8 protein-coding genes are annotated in these 17,684 nt (G+C 38.6%); 3 read left to right on the plus strand and 5 right to left on the minus strand.

Features of this window, described 5'->3' with window-relative positions; translation table 11 throughout:
- Nucleotides 1-339 precede the first annotated feature (339 nt).
- Together H6H03_RS25395 and H6H03_RS25400 are read left to right on the plus strand one after the other, a co-directional pair.
- Nucleotides 340-864 carry a hypothetical protein gene (locus H6H03_RS25395; protein ID WP_190957833.1) on the plus strand — a complete coding sequence of 175 codons (525 nt, stop codon included), beginning with the start codon at nucleotides 340-342 and terminating at the stop codon, nucleotides 862-864.
- 213 nt (nucleotides 865-1,077) lie between these two features.
- Complete coding sequence (locus H6H03_RS25400; protein WP_190957834.1) at nucleotides 1,078-1,956, plus strand: CheR family methyltransferase; 879 nt, start codon at nucleotides 1,078-1,080, stop codon at nucleotides 1,954-1,956.
- A gap of 201 nt (nucleotides 1,957-2,157) precedes the next feature.
- Here the strand turns inward: H6H03_RS25400 and H6H03_RS25405 are convergent, their stop codons facing one another.
- A complete protein-coding gene (locus H6H03_RS25405; RefSeq protein WP_190957835.1) occupies nucleotides 2,158-3,324 on the minus strand; it encodes a pyridoxal phosphate-dependent aminotransferase in 1,167 nt (388 codons plus the stop codon).
- 106 nt (nucleotides 3,325-3,430) lie between these two features.
- Nucleotides 3,431-4,081, minus strand: a complete 651-nt coding sequence (locus tag H6H03_RS25410; protein WP_190957836.1) for a class I SAM-dependent methyltransferase — start codon at nucleotides 4,079-4,081, stop codon at nucleotides 3,431-3,433.
- A 318-nt stretch (nucleotides 4,082-4,399) separates the two neighbouring features.
- Between H6H03_RS25410 and H6H03_RS25415 the strand changes: the two genes are divergently transcribed.
- Nucleotides 4,400-5,881, plus strand: a complete 1,482-nt coding sequence (locus H6H03_RS25415) for a bifunctional metallophosphatase/5'-nucleotidase (RefSeq protein WP_190957837.1) — start codon at nucleotides 4,400-4,402, stop codon at nucleotides 5,879-5,881.
- Between the two features lie 201 nt (nucleotides 5,882-6,082).
- On the opposite strand, the gene H6H03_RS25420 is transcribed toward H6H03_RS25415, so the two are convergent.
- The 3 genes from H6H03_RS25420 to H6H03_RS25430 all read right to left on the minus strand — a co-directional run bounded on the left by H6H03_RS25420 (nucleotide 6,083) and on the right by H6H03_RS25430 (nucleotide 16,199).
- On the minus strand, nucleotides 6,083-7,504 hold the full coding sequence (locus H6H03_RS25420) for an AAA-like domain-containing protein (RefSeq protein ID WP_190957838.1): 1,422 nt from the start codon (nucleotides 7,502-7,504) through the stop codon (nucleotides 6,083-6,085).
- Nucleotides 7,505-8,571: 1,067 nt separating this feature from the next.
- Entirely contained in the window at nucleotides 8,572-8,967 is a 396-nt protein-coding gene (locus H6H03_RS25425) for a hypothetical protein (protein ID WP_190957839.1), read from the minus strand.
- A 473-nt stretch (nucleotides 8,968-9,440) separates the two neighbouring features.
- Nucleotides 9,441-16,199 carry a DUF4347 domain-containing protein gene (locus H6H03_RS25430; RefSeq protein ID WP_190957840.1) on the minus strand — a complete coding sequence of 2,253 codons (6,759 nt, stop codon included), beginning with the start codon at nucleotides 16,197-16,199 and terminating at the stop codon, nucleotides 9,441-9,443.
- Nucleotides 16,200-17,684 lie beyond the last annotated feature (1,485 nt).

Genomic DNA, 17,684 nt, shown 5'->3' on the forward strand with positions numbered 1-17,684 from the left:
GGGACTGGGGACTGGGGACTGGGGACTGGGGACTGGGGACTGGGGACTGGGGACTGGGGACTGGGGACTGGGGGGAAAGATTTCTTCCCCATCCTCCCACACCCCCCAGACCCCCCAGACCCCCCACACCTCCTGCTTGCCCCATGCCCCAATCCCTTTTTTGTCAAAACAATATCAATGACAGGAAATTGACTTCAGTAATAAAATAATCTATATAACTTCTGTATTTAGAGGAAATGCCTTTGTTTCATGCAACTTTTTCGGTTATTTCTCTAGATAAAAGATGTTTCTCTCGGTAGATAGGTGTACTGACATTAACATACCTGTTATGTTTCAAATATGACAATAGTAAGACAAAATTCTCTAAATACATCACTCATTCCTCCAGAAATATTGGCAGAAAAATATATTGAAGCAGAGCGTATGCATGACGTTTTGCTACTACTGCAAAACTTGATTAACAGTGAGGAAGCCACTGTGAAATTAATTCTGGATTGTCTGTATGATGTTGGCTCGGTTAACCTAATCAATCAAAAGCTTCCCGTAAAACCTGTAAACAGGTTGATGAAATTAATTGCCCGGATGTCCAAACCAGTTTTTAGAACCTTGGCTTTTAATTGGTTTAAAAAGAACTGCCCGCAATTGATTGCTGATTGGTTACATTCTCAGGTGACTTTTGGAACTACCCCAGCTAAACCGCGAGAAATAGCCATTGAAGTTGCACCGATTCAACCATATTCTGCACTACAGACTGAAAATCTCAACCAAGAGATTAAAAATCTGCGTCACCAAGTGAGATTGCTAGCTGGGATTTCAATAATTGCGATCGCTGTTTTAGGAGTAACAGCCACTTGGTTAAACTGAAGCCCAAAATTAGCACCATTATCAAATTTAAAATTTAATCCCTCCAAGAACTCTTTTCGTCGTAAGATTCACTTGAATTAGCAAAACCTGACCAGCCTCAAACATTAATCATAGAAATGACCCCAATTGCAGAAGCATTCTTTCAAAAAGCTAATTCATGCATGAGTTAAAAATTACGAATTACGAATTACGAATTACGAATTACGAATTATTATGACTTTGCCCAAACCTAGCTTGGAGGACATAGAAATACGTTTGCTGTTGCAAGGGGTGTATGAGTACTATGGTTACGACTTCCGCAATTACGCCCTTTCCTCAATTAAGCGCCGTATTCTCGGCTTTATGCATTTAGAAGGGTTAGCTAATATTTCTGCTTTGCAAGAACGCTTACTTCACAACCGTGACAATTTAGAAAGATTTTTGCTGGCTCTGACAGTGAATGTAACATCAATGTTTCGCGATCCCAGCTTTTACAACACCTTTAGAACTCAAGTTATCCCGTTCTTGCAAACCTATCCCTTTATTCGCATTTGGCACGCTGGCTGTTCCACCGGTGAAGAAGTCTATTCAATGGCAATTCTACTAGAAGAAGAAGGGCTTTATCACCGCTGCCGTATATATGCAACTGATACTAATGAAAAAGTATTACAAAATGCTAAAAGTGGTATTTTTTCTCTAAAACTAATGCAGGAATATACTCATCTTTACCTCAAAGCTGGGGGCAAAAGGTCTTTTTCTGAATATTATACGGCAGCTTATGACAATGCTATTTTTCGAGCATCTTTAAGAGAAAATATTGTTTTTGCTCAGCATAATTTAGCAACAGATAGTTCTTTTAATGAGTTTAATGTCATCCTTTGTCGTAACGTCTTGATATATTTCAATCAGATACTTCAAAAGCGGGTACATGAACTGTTTTATAATAGCCTCTGTACCTTTGGTATCTTGGGTTTAGGAAGACAAGAATCCATCAGATTCACTCCCTATGAGCAACAATATGAAGAGATAGTCAGAGGTGAAAAGCTATATAGAAAAGCAAGAGCGCGAGGACATGAAGAGGCTCTCAGGCACAGAGATTTTAATCATAATTGATATATAAAAATCCGGTTTGATTTTTGAAATTATTTGAGTAGAGAGGGAACAGGGAAGAGGCGAGGCACAAGTATAATGATTTTTGAAAAAAAACTCAGTACACTCAATCTTCTAGAACCTTATTGCCTATTGCCTGCTATATAAAAAAAGCCCTCCCTGTTAGAAGAGGACATTTTTATTTTTAAATCAAATGACAAATCATTAAATACGCGACTTCACAAATTTCTCTAACCTATCCATCCCTTTTTCAATCGTTGCCAAATCGGTGGCGTAGGAAAGGCGAATGTTGTCATCAGCGCCAAAGGCAATTCCGGGAATGACTGCGACTTGATGTTCTTGTAGTAAGGCGTCGCAAAATTCCAAGGATTTCAAACCTGTTTTGCTGATGTCGGGGAAGAGATAAAAAGCGCCATCTGGTTTAGCGGTACTCAGTCCGGGAATGGCGTTGAGTCTGTCTAACATTACCTGTCGGCGTTTGGCGAAGGCTTGACGCATTTCTTCTACACAGTCTTGGGAACTTTCCAAGGCAGCGATCGCTCCATATTGAGCAAAGGTACAGACGTTAGATGTACTATGTCCTTGGATGGTACTCGCGGCTTTAATAATTTCCACTGGCCCTGCTAAATAGCCAAGTCTCCACCCAGTCATGGAGTAAGCCTTAGCAAATCCATTACTGATTAAAGTCCGGTCAAAAATTTCCTGACCCAAAGAACCAATGCTGATATGTTCTGCACCGTCATAGAGAATCTTTTCGTAAATTTCATCAGAGACGACAAAGATATCTGCATCAACTATTACCTCTGCCAATGCTTTGATTTCAGCTGGCGTGTAAACCATCCCCGTAGGATTAGATGGAGAGTTGAGGATAAATAACTTTGTCTTGGGCGTGATGGCTTTACGCAGCTGTTCGGGAGTAATTTTATAGCCTGTGCTTGCATCTGTGGGGACAATTACCGAAACTCCACCCACCAAGGTCACCATTTCTGGATAACTTAGCCAGTAGGGTGCAGGGATGATGACTTCATCACCTGGATCGATTAGAGCCACTATCAAATTGTACAGAGAATGCTTACCGCCATTGGTGACGATGACATTCTCGGATTTATAATCAAGACCGTTATCAGTTTTAAGCTTACGGGCGATCGCTTCCCTTAACTTTGGTTCTCCGGCTGCTGCACCGTATTTGGTTTTGCCTTCATCCAAAGCTTTTGCCGCTGCGGCCTTGATATGCGCTGGGGTATCAAAATCTGGTTCTCCAGCGCTAAAACTACAAACATCTATTCCCTCTGCCTTCATTGCCTTAGCCTTGGCTGCGATCGCTAAGGTTAAAGAAGGTGTTACCTGACTTACTCTTGCTGCCAGCTTCATTCTTACTTTATTTTGGCAAATCTTTCACTTACTTAAGGATATCCCAGAATCCACACCCAGATTTGCTTTTTGAAGGACGACAAACAAAAAAAATATTTTATCGCGTTTAGAGGCAGGGGGGCAGAGGGTCTTGCCCCCCTACCTGGGCTGTAGCTACCATTAATCCCCAAAACAAACCAAAACGAACTTTAGTTGCACGAGAAATTACAAAATTTGCACAAGTCAGGAAACTATGAAATTCTTCTTGGGTATAACATTGCTGGTGTGCTGGGTCAAAAATCTTCAATATAATATCCAAAATTTGGCAAAATAAATAATCTTTACACCAATCGAGAATTACAACTTTGCCATTAGGTTTGAGTACGCGCTTCATTTCTATTAATGCTGCCAATGGATCGTTAAAGTAATGGAATGAACTGGCAGACACAATTACATCAAAACTATTGTCAGCAAATGGTAACGCTGATGCACTGGCAGTATGAAATGAAACTTGGGGATAAATTTTACATTTTTCTTGAGCAATTGCTAACATTTTTTCTGAAATATCTACTCCGACAATTTTTAGAGTTGAATTTTCAGTTAATAGCAACTTTTCAAACTCACCCGTTCCACAAGCAACATCAAGTACAGTATCTAGTGGTGAGATTTCTGCCCAGTTTTTGAGAAAAGAAAGTGTATGAGAAATATACTTTTTCCAACGGCGATCGTACACAGATGCTAGACCGTTGTATTGTTTGTTAACTGTGGTTTCAATCATACCATAGCACTGTTATTTATTTTACTGTTATTAACATAGTTTTCTTTAATCGTGCCTACTTACTTCGGCTGCGATCGCTTTGCTAGCTAAAGCTAAAACTACTTCAAATGTCAAGAAAATTTTACCATTTGTATAGTTCAATTGGCTGAATTAGCAACCAGCGATCGCTCTTTAAATGTAATCACGATAATCCAGCAGATGATCTCACCTTTTCAGTACATTAATTTTATTTTTACTTTATAAATAAGCTCTAAGTTCGATTTAGCTGCGTGATATGATGCGATTGCCAATCAGCTTAATTATTTGAGGTAAAAAACGATGACGACGACTACAGAACGGTTTAAAAAATTTACAATTTTACATTCCAATGATATGCATGGAGACTTTTTGGCAGAAGCGAAGGGTGCCGAGGGTCATCTAATTGGTGGGCTGTCGCTGCTTTCAGGATATTTGAATAAAGTGCGTCAAGAAGAGAAAAATACACTTTTTGTCATTTCTGGTGATATGGTTCAAGGATCTATGATTGATGCCGAATACAAAGGTATTTCAACCATAGAAATTATGAATTTCCTTGCTCCTGACGTAGTAACTTTAGGAAACCACGAATTAGATTATGGATTTCCTCACTTACTTTTCTTGGAAAAGATGGCAAATTTTCCCATCGTCAATGCCAATTTATATATTAAAAAGTACAATAAACGATTGATGAATCCCTATCTGATCCTAAATGTAGATGGATTTGATATTATGTTCATCGGAGTTGTAACTGAAGAAGTGCTTAATTCATTAAGACTTGACACGAGTATAGGTACGTTTGTCAGTTTGGAAGATGCAGCAGCAGAAGTAGGTAAGATTTGCAACGCATACAAAAATGATGACATTGACCTGACAATTCTTCTGACACATATCGGTTTTGAAGAAGATAAAAAATTAGCTGCAATGCTAGATCCGGCCTGGGGCGTAGATATGATAATTGGCGGGCACTCTCATACATTTTTAGAACAACCAGCCCAAGTCAACAACATTTTGATTACACAAGCAGGAGTTGGTACAGACCAAATTGGACGCTTCGATATTACGGTGGACGACGATACTAATAGCATTGTTGAATGGAAGTGGCAACTCATTCCTGTAGATAAAAATCTTGCAGAGCCAGATCCAGAATTAGAAAAGTTTATTAACATTTTCAAAGAAGAAGTAGACCGCAAGTATAATAGACTGATTTGCAGGTTAACACGTCAATTGACCCATCCTAAGCGTGAAATAGAAACTGAATTAGGTAACTTAATTACTGATGGTTTAGCTGAATCAGTTATGTCTGATGTAGTTTTGGTAGCAAGTGGTTCAATACGTGTAAAGCAGTTAGGCCCTTTAGTTACATTGAGCGATCTTAAAGGAGCTTACCCTTATGATGGCCCGCTTTTTAGACTTAAAGTTACTGGTCAACAACTCACTCAAATATTTACATATATCATGAGACCAGAAAACAGAAAACCGGGTGAAAGTCAATGTTTTCAGGTAAATAAAGGTATTAAGGCAGTTTACAATGATGCAGAAAAAAGACTTGAGTCTTTAAGCATTAATGAAACTCCTGTGCAGGCAGATAAGCAATACACTATATGTTTACAGGAATATTTTTACAAAAGCTCAATTGTATGTCTAGGCATAACTCCTGAAGAATTGACAAAATTAGGCGATGCAAAAGTAGTAACAACATCTGCTCAGAATGTTCTTGAGGAATACTTTAGCTCTCACCAACTTCTTAACAGTAATACCGAAGGACGATTAATATATAAATAGGTAGTACCCCAAAGCAAAAGTAAAAAGTAAAAAGTTTATAGGTAGGTTTTTGAACTATTTAAAATACTTGCTTTATTTTGGCGAACCTGTAATCTGACATCACGCCGCAAATAAACTTAGCATCTGAAATAGTTAAAAAGCCTAGAAAACAAGACTTCTTTGTTTTGACTTTTCTATTTTTACTTTTGCCTTCCAGGCCGATTATTCAACAATTGTAGATAGTTGCTTTTCAAAGTAAGCGCGGTAGAGTTCGCAGCGCGGTAAAATGCGATCGCCCTCGTAGCGAATCACCCCCAAGCTTTCGAGTTTATGAACATCAACGGGATTGAGCGAACTGTTTTGCTTTTTAGTCACAACTTCAGCGTATGCTTTGGCTAAATGAGGTTTTTCTTGAAGGATTGACCAATGTCGCCATAAATGGTAGCGGTAAATGCCGCCATTAGCGATCGCCTCTTCTATGAGATTTTCTAAAGTAATTGCTTGACAGCATAGATAATACAAACCAATCCTAACCAATGCTGGATGCCCCCCCACCAGCGACATCAGTTGCCTAACCTCTTTATCAGCAGACCAGTTCAACCCATGTCGTTGGGCTAAATATTCTACTTGTTTTTCAGTAAATTCATTTAGACGAATAGGTAGGCCTATATTCAATGGTGAGTGGTTTATATCCTGCCATACATAGACTTCTGTAGAGTAAACTACCACTAACCTCAATTTTTGCAAGTTAGTATCTTGCCGTGCTGCTTCATACCAGGAGCGGAAGCAAGCAAACAAATCCTGAGCAACTTCAGGATGTTCAAAAAAGCTGTCAACGTCATTTAACACAAAAACTACTGGGCTTTCGAGCTGCTTAAGCAAATAAGATTTTAAGTATAATATGTAACTAATTTTACAGCCTATTTCCTCATTCCAGTTATCATTTAGCTTCGGGTCAATACCTAATTCTGTTGCAACTCGCCAGCAAAGACAACGCAAAAGCTTGTTTAAGTCTGTCAGACAGCTGGCATCGATTTGGTTACAGTTTAAGTTCACTGTGTGATAACCCTGCATCTGTGCAAAAGCTAACAGCCGCAGCACCAGAGAGCTTTTACCCATCTCTCTTGGCGCTCGAATCCAGATCACAGAGCCTGGTTGAGTGACTTCTCGATAAACTAGCTCCTCAATCGGGGGGCGATCGACGTAAAAGGGCGAATCTAGAGCTACCGGGCCATCTGGATATGACCAAAGATTTTCCAATGGTTCATGGTCTTGGTTAACAAATAAGTCTGTGTATAAAGGCTGGGACAAATTTACTTCTTCTGTATCTACACTCAACGAGAGACTTTTGTTGCTTGGTGTATTATTCGGCTCATTTAAGATTGTATAGTCTTCGCTACTTAGTTCTAGATTAAAGGCACTAAAGCACAACTTTAGGGTTTTTTGATCTACGCCTGTATTCAATGACCATAATCGACTCAGAGTTTTGGTAGAAACATTCATCCGAATCCGTAGTTCTTCTAGAGTAAAGCGATCGCCTTTATTTTGTGTCTTCTCTACAGCTAAGATCGCCGCTTGTAAGCGCTGCAACCCAGCAGAAGTTAGCACAAGTCCCCGCTTTCGCGTGCCCTTAAATTGTTTCATCTCGCGTAAGTATGAATCTACTTTTTTATTAACTGCCTTCGTATTTCTTTATTCTTCCATGTTTTCAAGCGCTTACTCAACTGTTATTTGAATGTTAATCGACATTTAGTTTATAGTTAAAAAAGATACCAAAATTTTTACTTAGGCTGCTAAGTAAGTGGGTACAAATAAACATAGCTATTAATTAGCTTTACAGTAATTTCCGCTCTTTATATTACTCGCTTTCTACTTAAGTCTTCCTGTTTTTTGGAAAAATTAACGCGAAAATATCCTTTATTTACTAAGGAAAGATAAAAACTCAAACCGTCTGATATTTAGAAAAAACGTTTTCTACATTAGAGTAAAAAGTAAACTCCACTACTTAACATGGGGTGTAGCAATTTTTTTAAGGGGGGTACAACTAACTTGTATTTTAAGTAATAAAATTAAATTTACAGTATTATTTATTGCATAAACTCAGTTAATAAGCTTTATATAAATAAGTTTATTTATGCTCAATTTGCTACGATATAGGACTCATATTTGATTTGGAGAAATAGACGTAGGGGAGCCAGCCGCATGGACGGGTTTCCCGACTTGAGCGGACTAGCATTGCGTTAGCCTGAGGGTACGGCACCAGTTAACGATTTAGGTGCGTTAGGCTACGCCATAACACACCCTACAAATACTTAGATTTTTTCATAACTCAAATCGGACTCCTATATTATCTAAAGCTATTTAACTAACTTATTTGGTATTAATATAGATTTTTGAATACAGATAAATCGAGCAAAATTCAGAAAAAGTTAGCCCACGGAGGTGGACTTCGTTTGTCTAGTAGCGAATTCTATTCGCCTAATACTTTTCTTCGGTAGTAACGTATTCATTGCCCAAGTTTGAGTTATAAATATAACATAGGCAAAGGAACAGCAATGCTGTTCCTCCGAGGATATCTTGTATTCGATTAAACTAAAAACTGTAGATATAGCAGTTGAAGCATAATTTAGGACATAAACCACTCGTAAAACCCTTACATCCAGAGACTTTATTTGCCTATTGCCCGCTATATACCAGTTTTCAGACAGAATTTAGCGTTGAACTTGGTTGGAGAGATTTTGCCCGGTCTTTGCTGGACTATTCCCTACATCACGGGCAGTTTCCTTAGCACCTTGTACGTACCCTGAGCCGAATTCTTTAAAGGCTTCTCCTGACTGTTGTCCAATTCTTTGAAGCCGTTCGCCAGGAGAGCCTTCGGTTTCACGAGCTTCTCGATTCCACTGGCCTGTTGTTTTCGGTCTTTGAGCATCATTTTGCTCTACCTGTTGACGAACTCTCTGTCCTAAATCTTGGTTACTAGACCCAGAAGTAATATTCGTCGTCAGCACTAGAAAACCAACTAACGCAACAGCTAAAAAACGTTTTACCTGAAGTCCTTGAAGCAGAGAACTGATATGACCAATCGCGTTAGAAATCAAATTTTTCATGGGAATTAAGTTGCTTTTTTTCACTACAAATAAAGATTAACTAGAAAAAACTAATTATCCTTCTAACAAAAGGCATATCTCATTTGTGAAAAATTAAAGGTTTTTAAATCCTGGGGAAGAGGTGATTTTTTAAATACAGTGATTTGTTACCCAATTGTCAATATAAACCTCCTTCCATATGAAAACTGCAATTTTTCAAAAATTAAGAGATAACAAGGTTAGGGGAACAGGCGAAAGTAGAAAAAAATGGAGATAAAATTCAATTATAAAAAATTAGATTCTTTAAATTAAATTGGATTCTCAATAAATGTTTTAATAAAAAGTTTTAAGAATTTAATACTTATAAAAAAAACTGTTTTAATTATTTACTATTTAAATACAAAAACCCCCCTTTTTGAGGGAGGTTGTAAGTAGCTACAAAGTTTCAAACTTCCTATAATTTGTCATTAAGTGTAACCCATGACCTGAAAAGGTCATACTAAAGTAACATCTTGACTGACAGAAAAGTTACTATTAGTGACGTTATCTAAAATCGCAATTTGCTGACTGTTGAAGAACAAGGTGTTGGTGCTGTAGTTGAAATTGAACTGCTGTAAAGTAACTCCTGTTCCAAAATTTAAAGCAGTAATCAAAATCTTATCTCCTTCTAGCCTATTAAAGTCTTTAATACGGTCGGTTCCTTCATTTGCTCTGTTAAAGATGAACTTATCTGCACCAAGTCCTCCCACAAGAAGATCGTTACCGAGACCACCCACAAGAAGATCGTTGCCATTTCCACCATATAAGGTGTCATTATCTTGGCTACCGTCATAGCTTTGACTCTGTGTGCCGTCGTCTTCGCCATAGAGAGAATCGTTGCCATCTGCACCGTAAAGGATGTCGTTACCTTGCTGACCGAAAAGAAGGTCGTCGCCATTGTTGCCATCAAGGGTGTCATTCCCCTTATAACCATTGAGATAATCCTTGCCATCCCCACCGCTCAAGGAATCGTCGCCCTCTTCACCATAGAGGATGTCACTACCTACTCCCCCATAAAGATAATCGTTACCATTTCCACCGTTTAGGATGTCATTGTCTTGGCTGCCGTCGTATGTTTGATTCTGTGTGCCGTTATCTTCGCCGTAGAGAGTATCATTTCCATCTCCACCGTTTAGGATGTCATTGTCTTGCTGACCGAAGAGAAGGTCATCGCCATTGTTGCCATCGAGGATGTCTTTACCCATGTAACCATTGAGATAGTCATTCCCGTCTCCACCGTTTAGGATGTCATTGCCAGTATTACCATAGAGGGTGTCGTTGCCAACACCACCATAAAGATAGTCGTTACCAGCACCGCCATCTAGGATATCGTTATCATAGCTACCGTCGTAGGTTTGGCCCTGCTTGCCATCGTCTTCACCGTAGAGATAATCGTTGCCATCTCCACCGTAAAGGATGTCGTTACCTTGCTGACCATAGAGAACATCATCCCCAGTGTTGCCATCTAGGGTGTCATTTCCCTTATAACCGTGGAGATAATCCTTGCCGTCCCCACCGTTTAAGTAATCGTCGCCCTCTTGACCGTAGAGAAGGTCGTTGCCAAGACCGCCATAAAGATAGTCGTTACCATTGCCACCGTCTAGGATGTCATCGTCGTAGCTACCGTTGTAGGTTTTTCCTTGTTTGCCGTCATCTTCGCCATAGAGAGTATCGTTACCATCATCACCGTGAAGGACATCCTTACCTCCCTGACCAAAGAGAAGGTCGTTGTCATTACCACCTGTTAAGAAATCGTTGCCATCCCCACCTTTGAGAGTGTCGTTGCCCGTCCAGGCATCAAGATAGTCATCACCAGAGCCACCATCAAGAAGGTCATCACCCTCATCACTGTTAAGGCGATCGTTACCATCTCCCCCAAAGAGTGAATCATTACCCCATCCGCCGGAGATAAAGTCATTATCCCATTCGCCATCAATTCTGTCGTTATTCCCTTCACCATAGAGTACGTCATTTCCACGCCCACCAAGGATTGTGTCGTCTCCATTTCCACCACGTATTTTGTCTTTTCCTGCTCCTGGAGTAATGAAGTTGTTTTCGCTACCAAACTTTTGATCTACCCCATCACTACTCTTACCGAAGATGCTTGTATATACACCCTCAAACGCTTTATAAGCCGAATTCGCTATATTACTACCAAATTCAAAAACTTTATTGTAGGTATTTAATACAGCTGAACTGACTATATTGAATCCACTAACCGCAGTATCGATCGCGCTATTTATAAGCTCAGCAGCTTTACCAACAGATGTAACGATCGCCTCTTTAAGCAAAGTCTCAACACTCGTCAGAGGAGCTAGCGATACCTCGTAAGTCTTATCTTTTACCAAATTACCAACGTTATAGTCTACTCTCACCTTTGAACCAGCAGCTGTGCCATCTGAGGTAATAGTAAGACCAGCAGCGATCGTACCAATACCAATATCTAGGGTTATTTTACCTGCAACGGTCAGCTTGTTGTTTTCTATACTTATCTTGCTATCTAATTTTTGACCGAATATTGTGGCATTACCTCCAATGTCAATTGTGTTGTCTTTTTTGTTGATAGAAAATACTGCATTTTCTATTTTCAGAACACCGAATAAATCAAGGTTAGCCTTAGCTATAAAATGAGATGAATTGACATCAATGCTAGCTGTTGCTATATCTTTTCCGAAAAACTTCACCTTACCCGATCCGGTAACCGTACTCTTCGTGAGAGCATTTTTGTTAATGGTTACTGAAAGATTGTCAATGTCTAACGCTACAAATCCCAAATCCAAATCGAAATCTTTGATATTGACATTGGTCGGAGTAATTTCTACGTCAATTTTAGCAACGGTCTTACCAAAAATTACTAACTTTCCGTCGCCGCGGAGATATGACGATCCTGGATCTGTAGGAGATACATTAAATGCTAAATCTAAGTTCCGATCGTTAGCTCCTGAAAGCTTCATAAATCCCCAGTCAATTTCCGGAAGCTTCAAAGACCCTGTTAAGGTTGGATTAGTCACGAATGGATTGGCATTAATATTTAAAGTAGCTTCTTTTCCCCAAGCACTTAATTTCCCATTAATACCAATACCTTGTGTTAATGTTGTGTCGCCAATTTTTGTCTCGAAAGGCACAAGCTTGATAAGTGGATCGATTTCTAGATCTTCGTCGGGTCCATCGATAGATACAACACTGACATCAAGGATTGTATTTACAATGCCTAGTGCATCGGTGATAATGGTGCTTTTACTAGCAGCTTTCGACAAGCCATAAGAGCCAACTGGTCCCAATAAAAGGTCAACCAAGCTGATTGGCTTCTCTGCCGTTAATTGAAAAGCATTTTTTGTTGGATCGAAAGTATTCTGCAAGAAAGCGCCTTTCAGAGATAACTTCCCAAACTTGAAGTCTCCTGCAAATCCCAAATTATTAATAAACGGTGCTATATAACTCCCACCAAGCTCAAATGCTAAATTCCTAACTTCTACACCATCCAGTCCAAAGGGGTTCTTCCAGGGGCTATTTTTTGCATCAAGTTGAAAACTCGCCTTCAGAGACTTTAGATCGAGAGCCAGTTCTCCAGAAAGATTTAGGTCAGGTTCATTATTTTGGAAAGGATCGTAGCCTTTAAGAGTTAAACCTCCTGCAATTGCAAACTCCGGAAATAAGTTATTATTCTTACTCACTTTCAACTTTAATGCAGCATTATTCAATATTGCAGTAAAATCGCCTAGACTGAAGAGTTTAATATTAGTCAATTTAGGAATAATACCAGCAAAACTAATCGATCCAGCCGTATCGATGGCAATATTGGCCCCTATCTTACCAATGCCTAAGCTATAAATAAATTTCCCAATATCAGTATTAACATTACCAAAATTAAGATCGCCGATAAAGTTGAATCCTTTGGTTAATTTGAGAGTACCTAATTTTGGATCGTTCAGTGAGGATACCGACTTACTGAGAATAAATTCAGGATTTTCTATCGTAAATGAATTGAGAATAGGAATTTCAGCAGCCCAAGCCGACTGACTAAAATCAATTTTATCCTTGAGCTTATAGTCAAAAATAGTCTTGGTTTTGTCAAAAATGAATCCGACATTGTTTTTATTTAGTAATCCATTCAGTTCCAGTTGCAGATTTTTTTCATCATTTTTTAAAAGATTAAAATTGAGTTGAGATAATGTGATATTAGAATTACCAAGAATTTCCTTTGTAATTTTATCGACGGTTTCCTTTATAAAAGTAATAGCACTATCAAAACTGAAAACTGTTCCCAAATCTAAATTAAATTCCTTCGCAAAACTGAGTGATAATCCTTGATTGGATAAGACTAAATCTACATCTCCGAGAGAATAAAGTTTATTTTTGATATCAGTCGGTAAATCAATTTTACTCAAGTCTTTGATTATGCCTAATAAATCACCTAAATTAATTTTGGGAATGGAAACTTTATATATGCGCTCCTGACCTGTCCCTTCTATAGTTAGGCTAGAATTCTTTAGAAGGAATGATGTTTTAGTGTTTCCTATTCCTAATTTATTAATTAAGTCACTAATGTTTAGTTCTCCTAAGTATGTTAATTTTACTAGGTTGTTTTCCTGCGTGACTTCTATACTGTTTAGATTAGCCGTTAGCTTTTCTACAACAACCTTCCGGAAGCTTTCAACAAATGATGGTAATTGCGTTCCTAAGTCCGTATATACTACTGCGACGTTAATAGCACGAGTGGTAGTATTACTGTCATCACTACCATCATTAACCGTAAAGCTGACAGTACGAGTGGAGATATTAGGGTTTTTGCTGGTATTACTGTAGGCTATCTGTCCAAGTGCGGTTGTATAGTTAGCAAGAGTAGCACTACCAGTGAGTGTAATTTTTCCTGTTTCAATATCGAACGCACCTGCTGTAATTCCTGTAGGTAATGTGCCAAGAACTGAGAGAATGTCTTGATCTTTTTGATAGTTACCAGTAATGGAAATAGTTGCACTGCCGATCTCAGAATCATCAATATCGGTAATCTTTAAACCAGTAGAACTAATTGGGATAGCTATGTTCTTTTTCATATAAGCAAGGCTACCCGATGCAGCTGCACCTAATACAGGTGCATCATTAACAGCCGTAACCTTGATAACACGAGTGACAGCATTACTGTTATTTGTACCATTATTAACTCTAAAGCTGACAGTACGAGGATCGATATTAGGGTTGTAACTTGTATTACTGTAGGCTATCTGTGCGAGTGCGGTTGTATAGTTGGCAAGAGTAGCATTACCGGTGAGTGTAATTGTTCCTTTAGCAGCGTTGAATGCATCTGCTGTGATGCCTATAGGTAATGTGCCAAGAACTGATAGAATGTCTTGACCTTTTTGATAGTTATCAGTAATAGAAATAGTTGCACTGCTGATATCAGAATTATCAACATCGTTAATTTCTATAACAGTAGAACTAATTAACATTGCTGCGGCTTTTTCTGTGTAAGCAAGGCTATCAGATGCAACTGCATCTAATACAGGTGAGTCATTAACAGCCTTAACATTAATAGTACGACTGACAGTATTACTGTTATTCGTACCATCATTAACCGTAAAGCTGACAGTACGAGCATCGATATTAAGGTTGTCGCTGGTATTACTGTAGGCTATCTGTGTGAGTGCGGTTGTATAGTTGGCAAGAGTCGCACTACCAGTGAGTGTAATTGTTCCTGTTTCAATATCGAACGCACTTGCTGTAATTCCTGTAGGTAATGTGCCAACAACTGAGAGAAAGTCTTGACCTTTTTGATAGTTACCAGTAATGGAAATAGTTGCACTGCCGATCTCAGAATTATCAACATCGGTAATCTTTAAACCAGTAGAACTAATCTTGGTAGCTGTGGCATTTTCCGTGTAAGTAAGGCTACCTGATGCAGTTGCACCTAATACAGGTGCATCGTTAACAGGCATTAGACTAAAGATTCCACCTGCTGCTGTACTGCCACCGTTGCCATCAATGACGTTGTAGTTAAGAGTTACGAAGCCATTGTAGTTAGCATTGGGCTTAAAGGTGTAAGTTCCATTACCATTGTCAGCCACACTGCCATTGGTAGCGCTGAGCTTAGATACAGAAAGGGTATCGCCCTCAACATCTGTGAAACCTTCTAAAAGGCTAGTGGCACTGATGGTGTAAGCAGTATTTTCTACACCATTGTTCAGGGTAGCTGCTGTTCCCGTGAGGCCGGGGGCATCGTTTACCGCCTTAACATTAATAGTACGAGTGACAGTATTACTGTTATTCGTACCATCATTAACCGTAAAGCTGACAGTACGAGCATTGATATTAGGGTTGTCGCTGGTATTACTGTAGGCTATCTGTGTGAGTGCGGTTGTATAGTTGGCAAGAGTCGCACTACCAGTGAGTGTAATTTTTCCTGTTTCAATATCGAACGCACTTGCTGTAATTCCTGTAGGTAATGTGCCAACAACTGAGAGAAAGTCTTGACCTTTTTGATAGTTAACAGTAATGGAAATAGTTGCACTGCCGATCTCAGAATTATCAACATCGGTAATCTTTAAACCAGTAGAACTAATCTTGGTAGCTGCGGCATTTTCCGTGTAAGTAAGGCTACCTGATGCGGCTGCACTTAATACAGGTGTTTCATTTACTTCTGTTAAGCTAAAGGTACTATTTATGGCTACTGTGGAGGCTAAAATACCTGGATAATTTACGATCGCTTGATAACTAAAAGCTAGTTGGGGTACAATCTCACCCACAGTTACTTCTAAATTCCAATCTCCTCCTAATGCTGCATTACCCGTTTTTGTAGCGGAAGCAGCAATGTTAGCGCCTGTTAAGGAATGTAGTTTGTTGAGAAATTCCTCTCCCGCATCACCAGCAGCAACATTACAACCGTATAAAAGTAAGTTGAGATTTTCTCTCGAACATTCCTGTAACTGTGACGCATAATCTTTCAAGGTATTTAGACTAAGTTCGCTATTACCTAAATACAGACATCCTGGCGCACCATGAGAGACAATGTGAACTGTCTCTACGTTCTGGCGTTGTTTCAATAATTCTGTAATTTGCTTTACTCCGTCTTCTTGTGCTGACAGAATAATAGTTTCAATTCCAGGAAAAGTTCCTTTGAGAAGAATTTCTATATCGTCAACAAAAGTATCGAGGAATAGGATTTGTACATTCATTACTTTTGTGGCACGATCTGTGGTGATTCTAGGATTCAAAGGCATAATGAATTTCTCTTAAATAATTAGTCTGGTTGTTATGAATTAAGTGATTTCTAAGCAACAATATATTTGCCAATTTGTGAGCTTAGAGAATAGAGCTTAACAAAGTGAATCAATACTGTTCGGGTTTTACATTTTGAACTCGGAATTTGGTTTGGGGAAAACGGTAAAGGGAAAAGGGTAAAGGTTTTTTCTTTTCCCTTTTCCCCTTAACCGACAAGTATTGCAAAGTGAATACAACCTAAAAATGTAAGCTTTTAGAAAATATTGCTTAACAAAATAGGCTCTGTTTTTGTAATATCCTTACTAAAACAGTCCAACGCAAGCATAAGCTTGATTATTAGGTAAAAATTCAAAACCAACCCTGGGCACAAGGTAGTATAAATTAATTCAATAAAACCTATTGAGTGTTTTATTGACTCAGTTTTTGCCTCATAGGAAAAAAGCTTGTTTCATTTAGATTTGATGTATGTCAATCCTCATAAATACGCGAAGTATCAAGCAAAAAAGCTTTTTTCCACTAGTCAAGTATAAATTACATATCTATCTATGGAAATACGTAGGAATACTGGGGTTTTAAGTTCCTGAGGCAATCTCCAATAAAAACCCGCATCCTGTGTTCTGCACTTGTAGCAGTTCTTTATCCAGCAGTGTTTGAATCACTGAATCGGAGAATTGAAATTGCAGCCGATGTAATGGAACACAACTACTGCACTTAGATTTCTCACGAATTCATAAAAAATGGCAGTCAAAAACTGCCAATATATATAGCAATCCGATTTGATTCCTGAATTACTCGTAGAGACTAGGGACTGGGGACTGGGAAGAAGGAATAAAGGTGTACTGAATTTTTTTCAAAAATCAAATATAAGTCCTATATATAGGATAAGCACTTCATTTGCAAACCGCAGATTGGGTTAGTGATATAGTTCGAGGATAAAATATCAGGATGAAGCTGCAAGCTTTTTTGGGATGAGTGAATAACTATATGGAAAAAAATTAAAATAACGAGAAATTTTACTAAAATAACTTACTACTTATTTATGTGTTTTAGTTTAGCGATACCTACGGTACACTGCGTGAACGCTCGTTTTTTCTCCAACTACACAAAATCAGCTTGCTCCTAAAGAAAGTCTGATGCTAGGGCACAATAACTAGCATCCCGTAGCAATAGTTGAAATTAGGAACGATTATTGGGAAATACGCCGATTTGTCACGCCACACCACATTTACATAACCCATGCTTGAAATTTCTGACTATGGCAAATGTAGCACCCAATACAATTTTAGTGCTACATTTGGCTTTTAATACAAGATATAGTCTTAAAAAACATGTGTCTTTAGATATAGAAATTATATATCTTCAGACATAGATACTCTATGTATAAATAATCTCTTCTTAAAAACGCATAATTACTGAAGAGTGGCTAATAGCAATCAAAAGTCACATTACTTTTAGGCTATTTGCAAATTTAGTCAACACTATAA

Source organism: Nostoc paludosum FACHB-159 (genome assembly GCF_014698835.1).
GTDB classification, from domain to species: Bacteria; Cyanobacteriota; Cyanobacteriia; order Cyanobacteriales; family Nostocaceae; genus Nostoc; species Nostoc paludosum.

What these genes read in the sequence shown, in the direction of transcription:
- H6H03_RS25395 (WP_190957833.1), top strand. Translation starts at nt 340, where the DNA reads ATGACAATAGTAAGACAAAATTCTCTAAATACATCACTCATTCCTCCA.
- H6H03_RS25400 (WP_190957834.1), top strand. Translation starts at nt 1,078, where the DNA reads ATGACTTTGCCCAAACCTAGCTTGGAGGACATAGAAATACGTTTGCTG.
- H6H03_RS25405 (WP_190957835.1), bottom strand. Translation starts at nt 3,324, where the DNA reads ATGAAGCTGGCAGCAAGAGTAAGTCAGGTAACACCTTCTTTAACCTTA.
- H6H03_RS25410 (WP_190957836.1), bottom strand. Translation starts at nt 4,081, where the DNA reads ATGATTGAAACCACAGTTAACAAACAATACAACGGTCTAGCATCTGTG.
- H6H03_RS25415 (WP_190957837.1), top strand. Translation starts at nt 4,400, where the DNA reads ATGACGACGACTACAGAACGGTTTAAAAAATTTACAATTTTACATTCC.
- H6H03_RS25420 (WP_190957838.1), bottom strand. Translation starts at nt 7,504, where the DNA reads ATGAAACAATTTAAGGGCACGCGAAAGCGGGGACTTGTGCTAACTTCT.
- H6H03_RS25425 (WP_190957839.1), bottom strand. Translation starts at nt 8,967, where the DNA reads ATGAAAAATTTGATTTCTAACGCGATTGGTCATATCAGTTCTCTGCTT.
- H6H03_RS25430 (WP_190957840.1), bottom strand. Translation starts at nt 16,199, where the DNA reads ATGCCTTTGAATCCTAGAATCACCACAGATCGTGCCACAAAAGTAATG.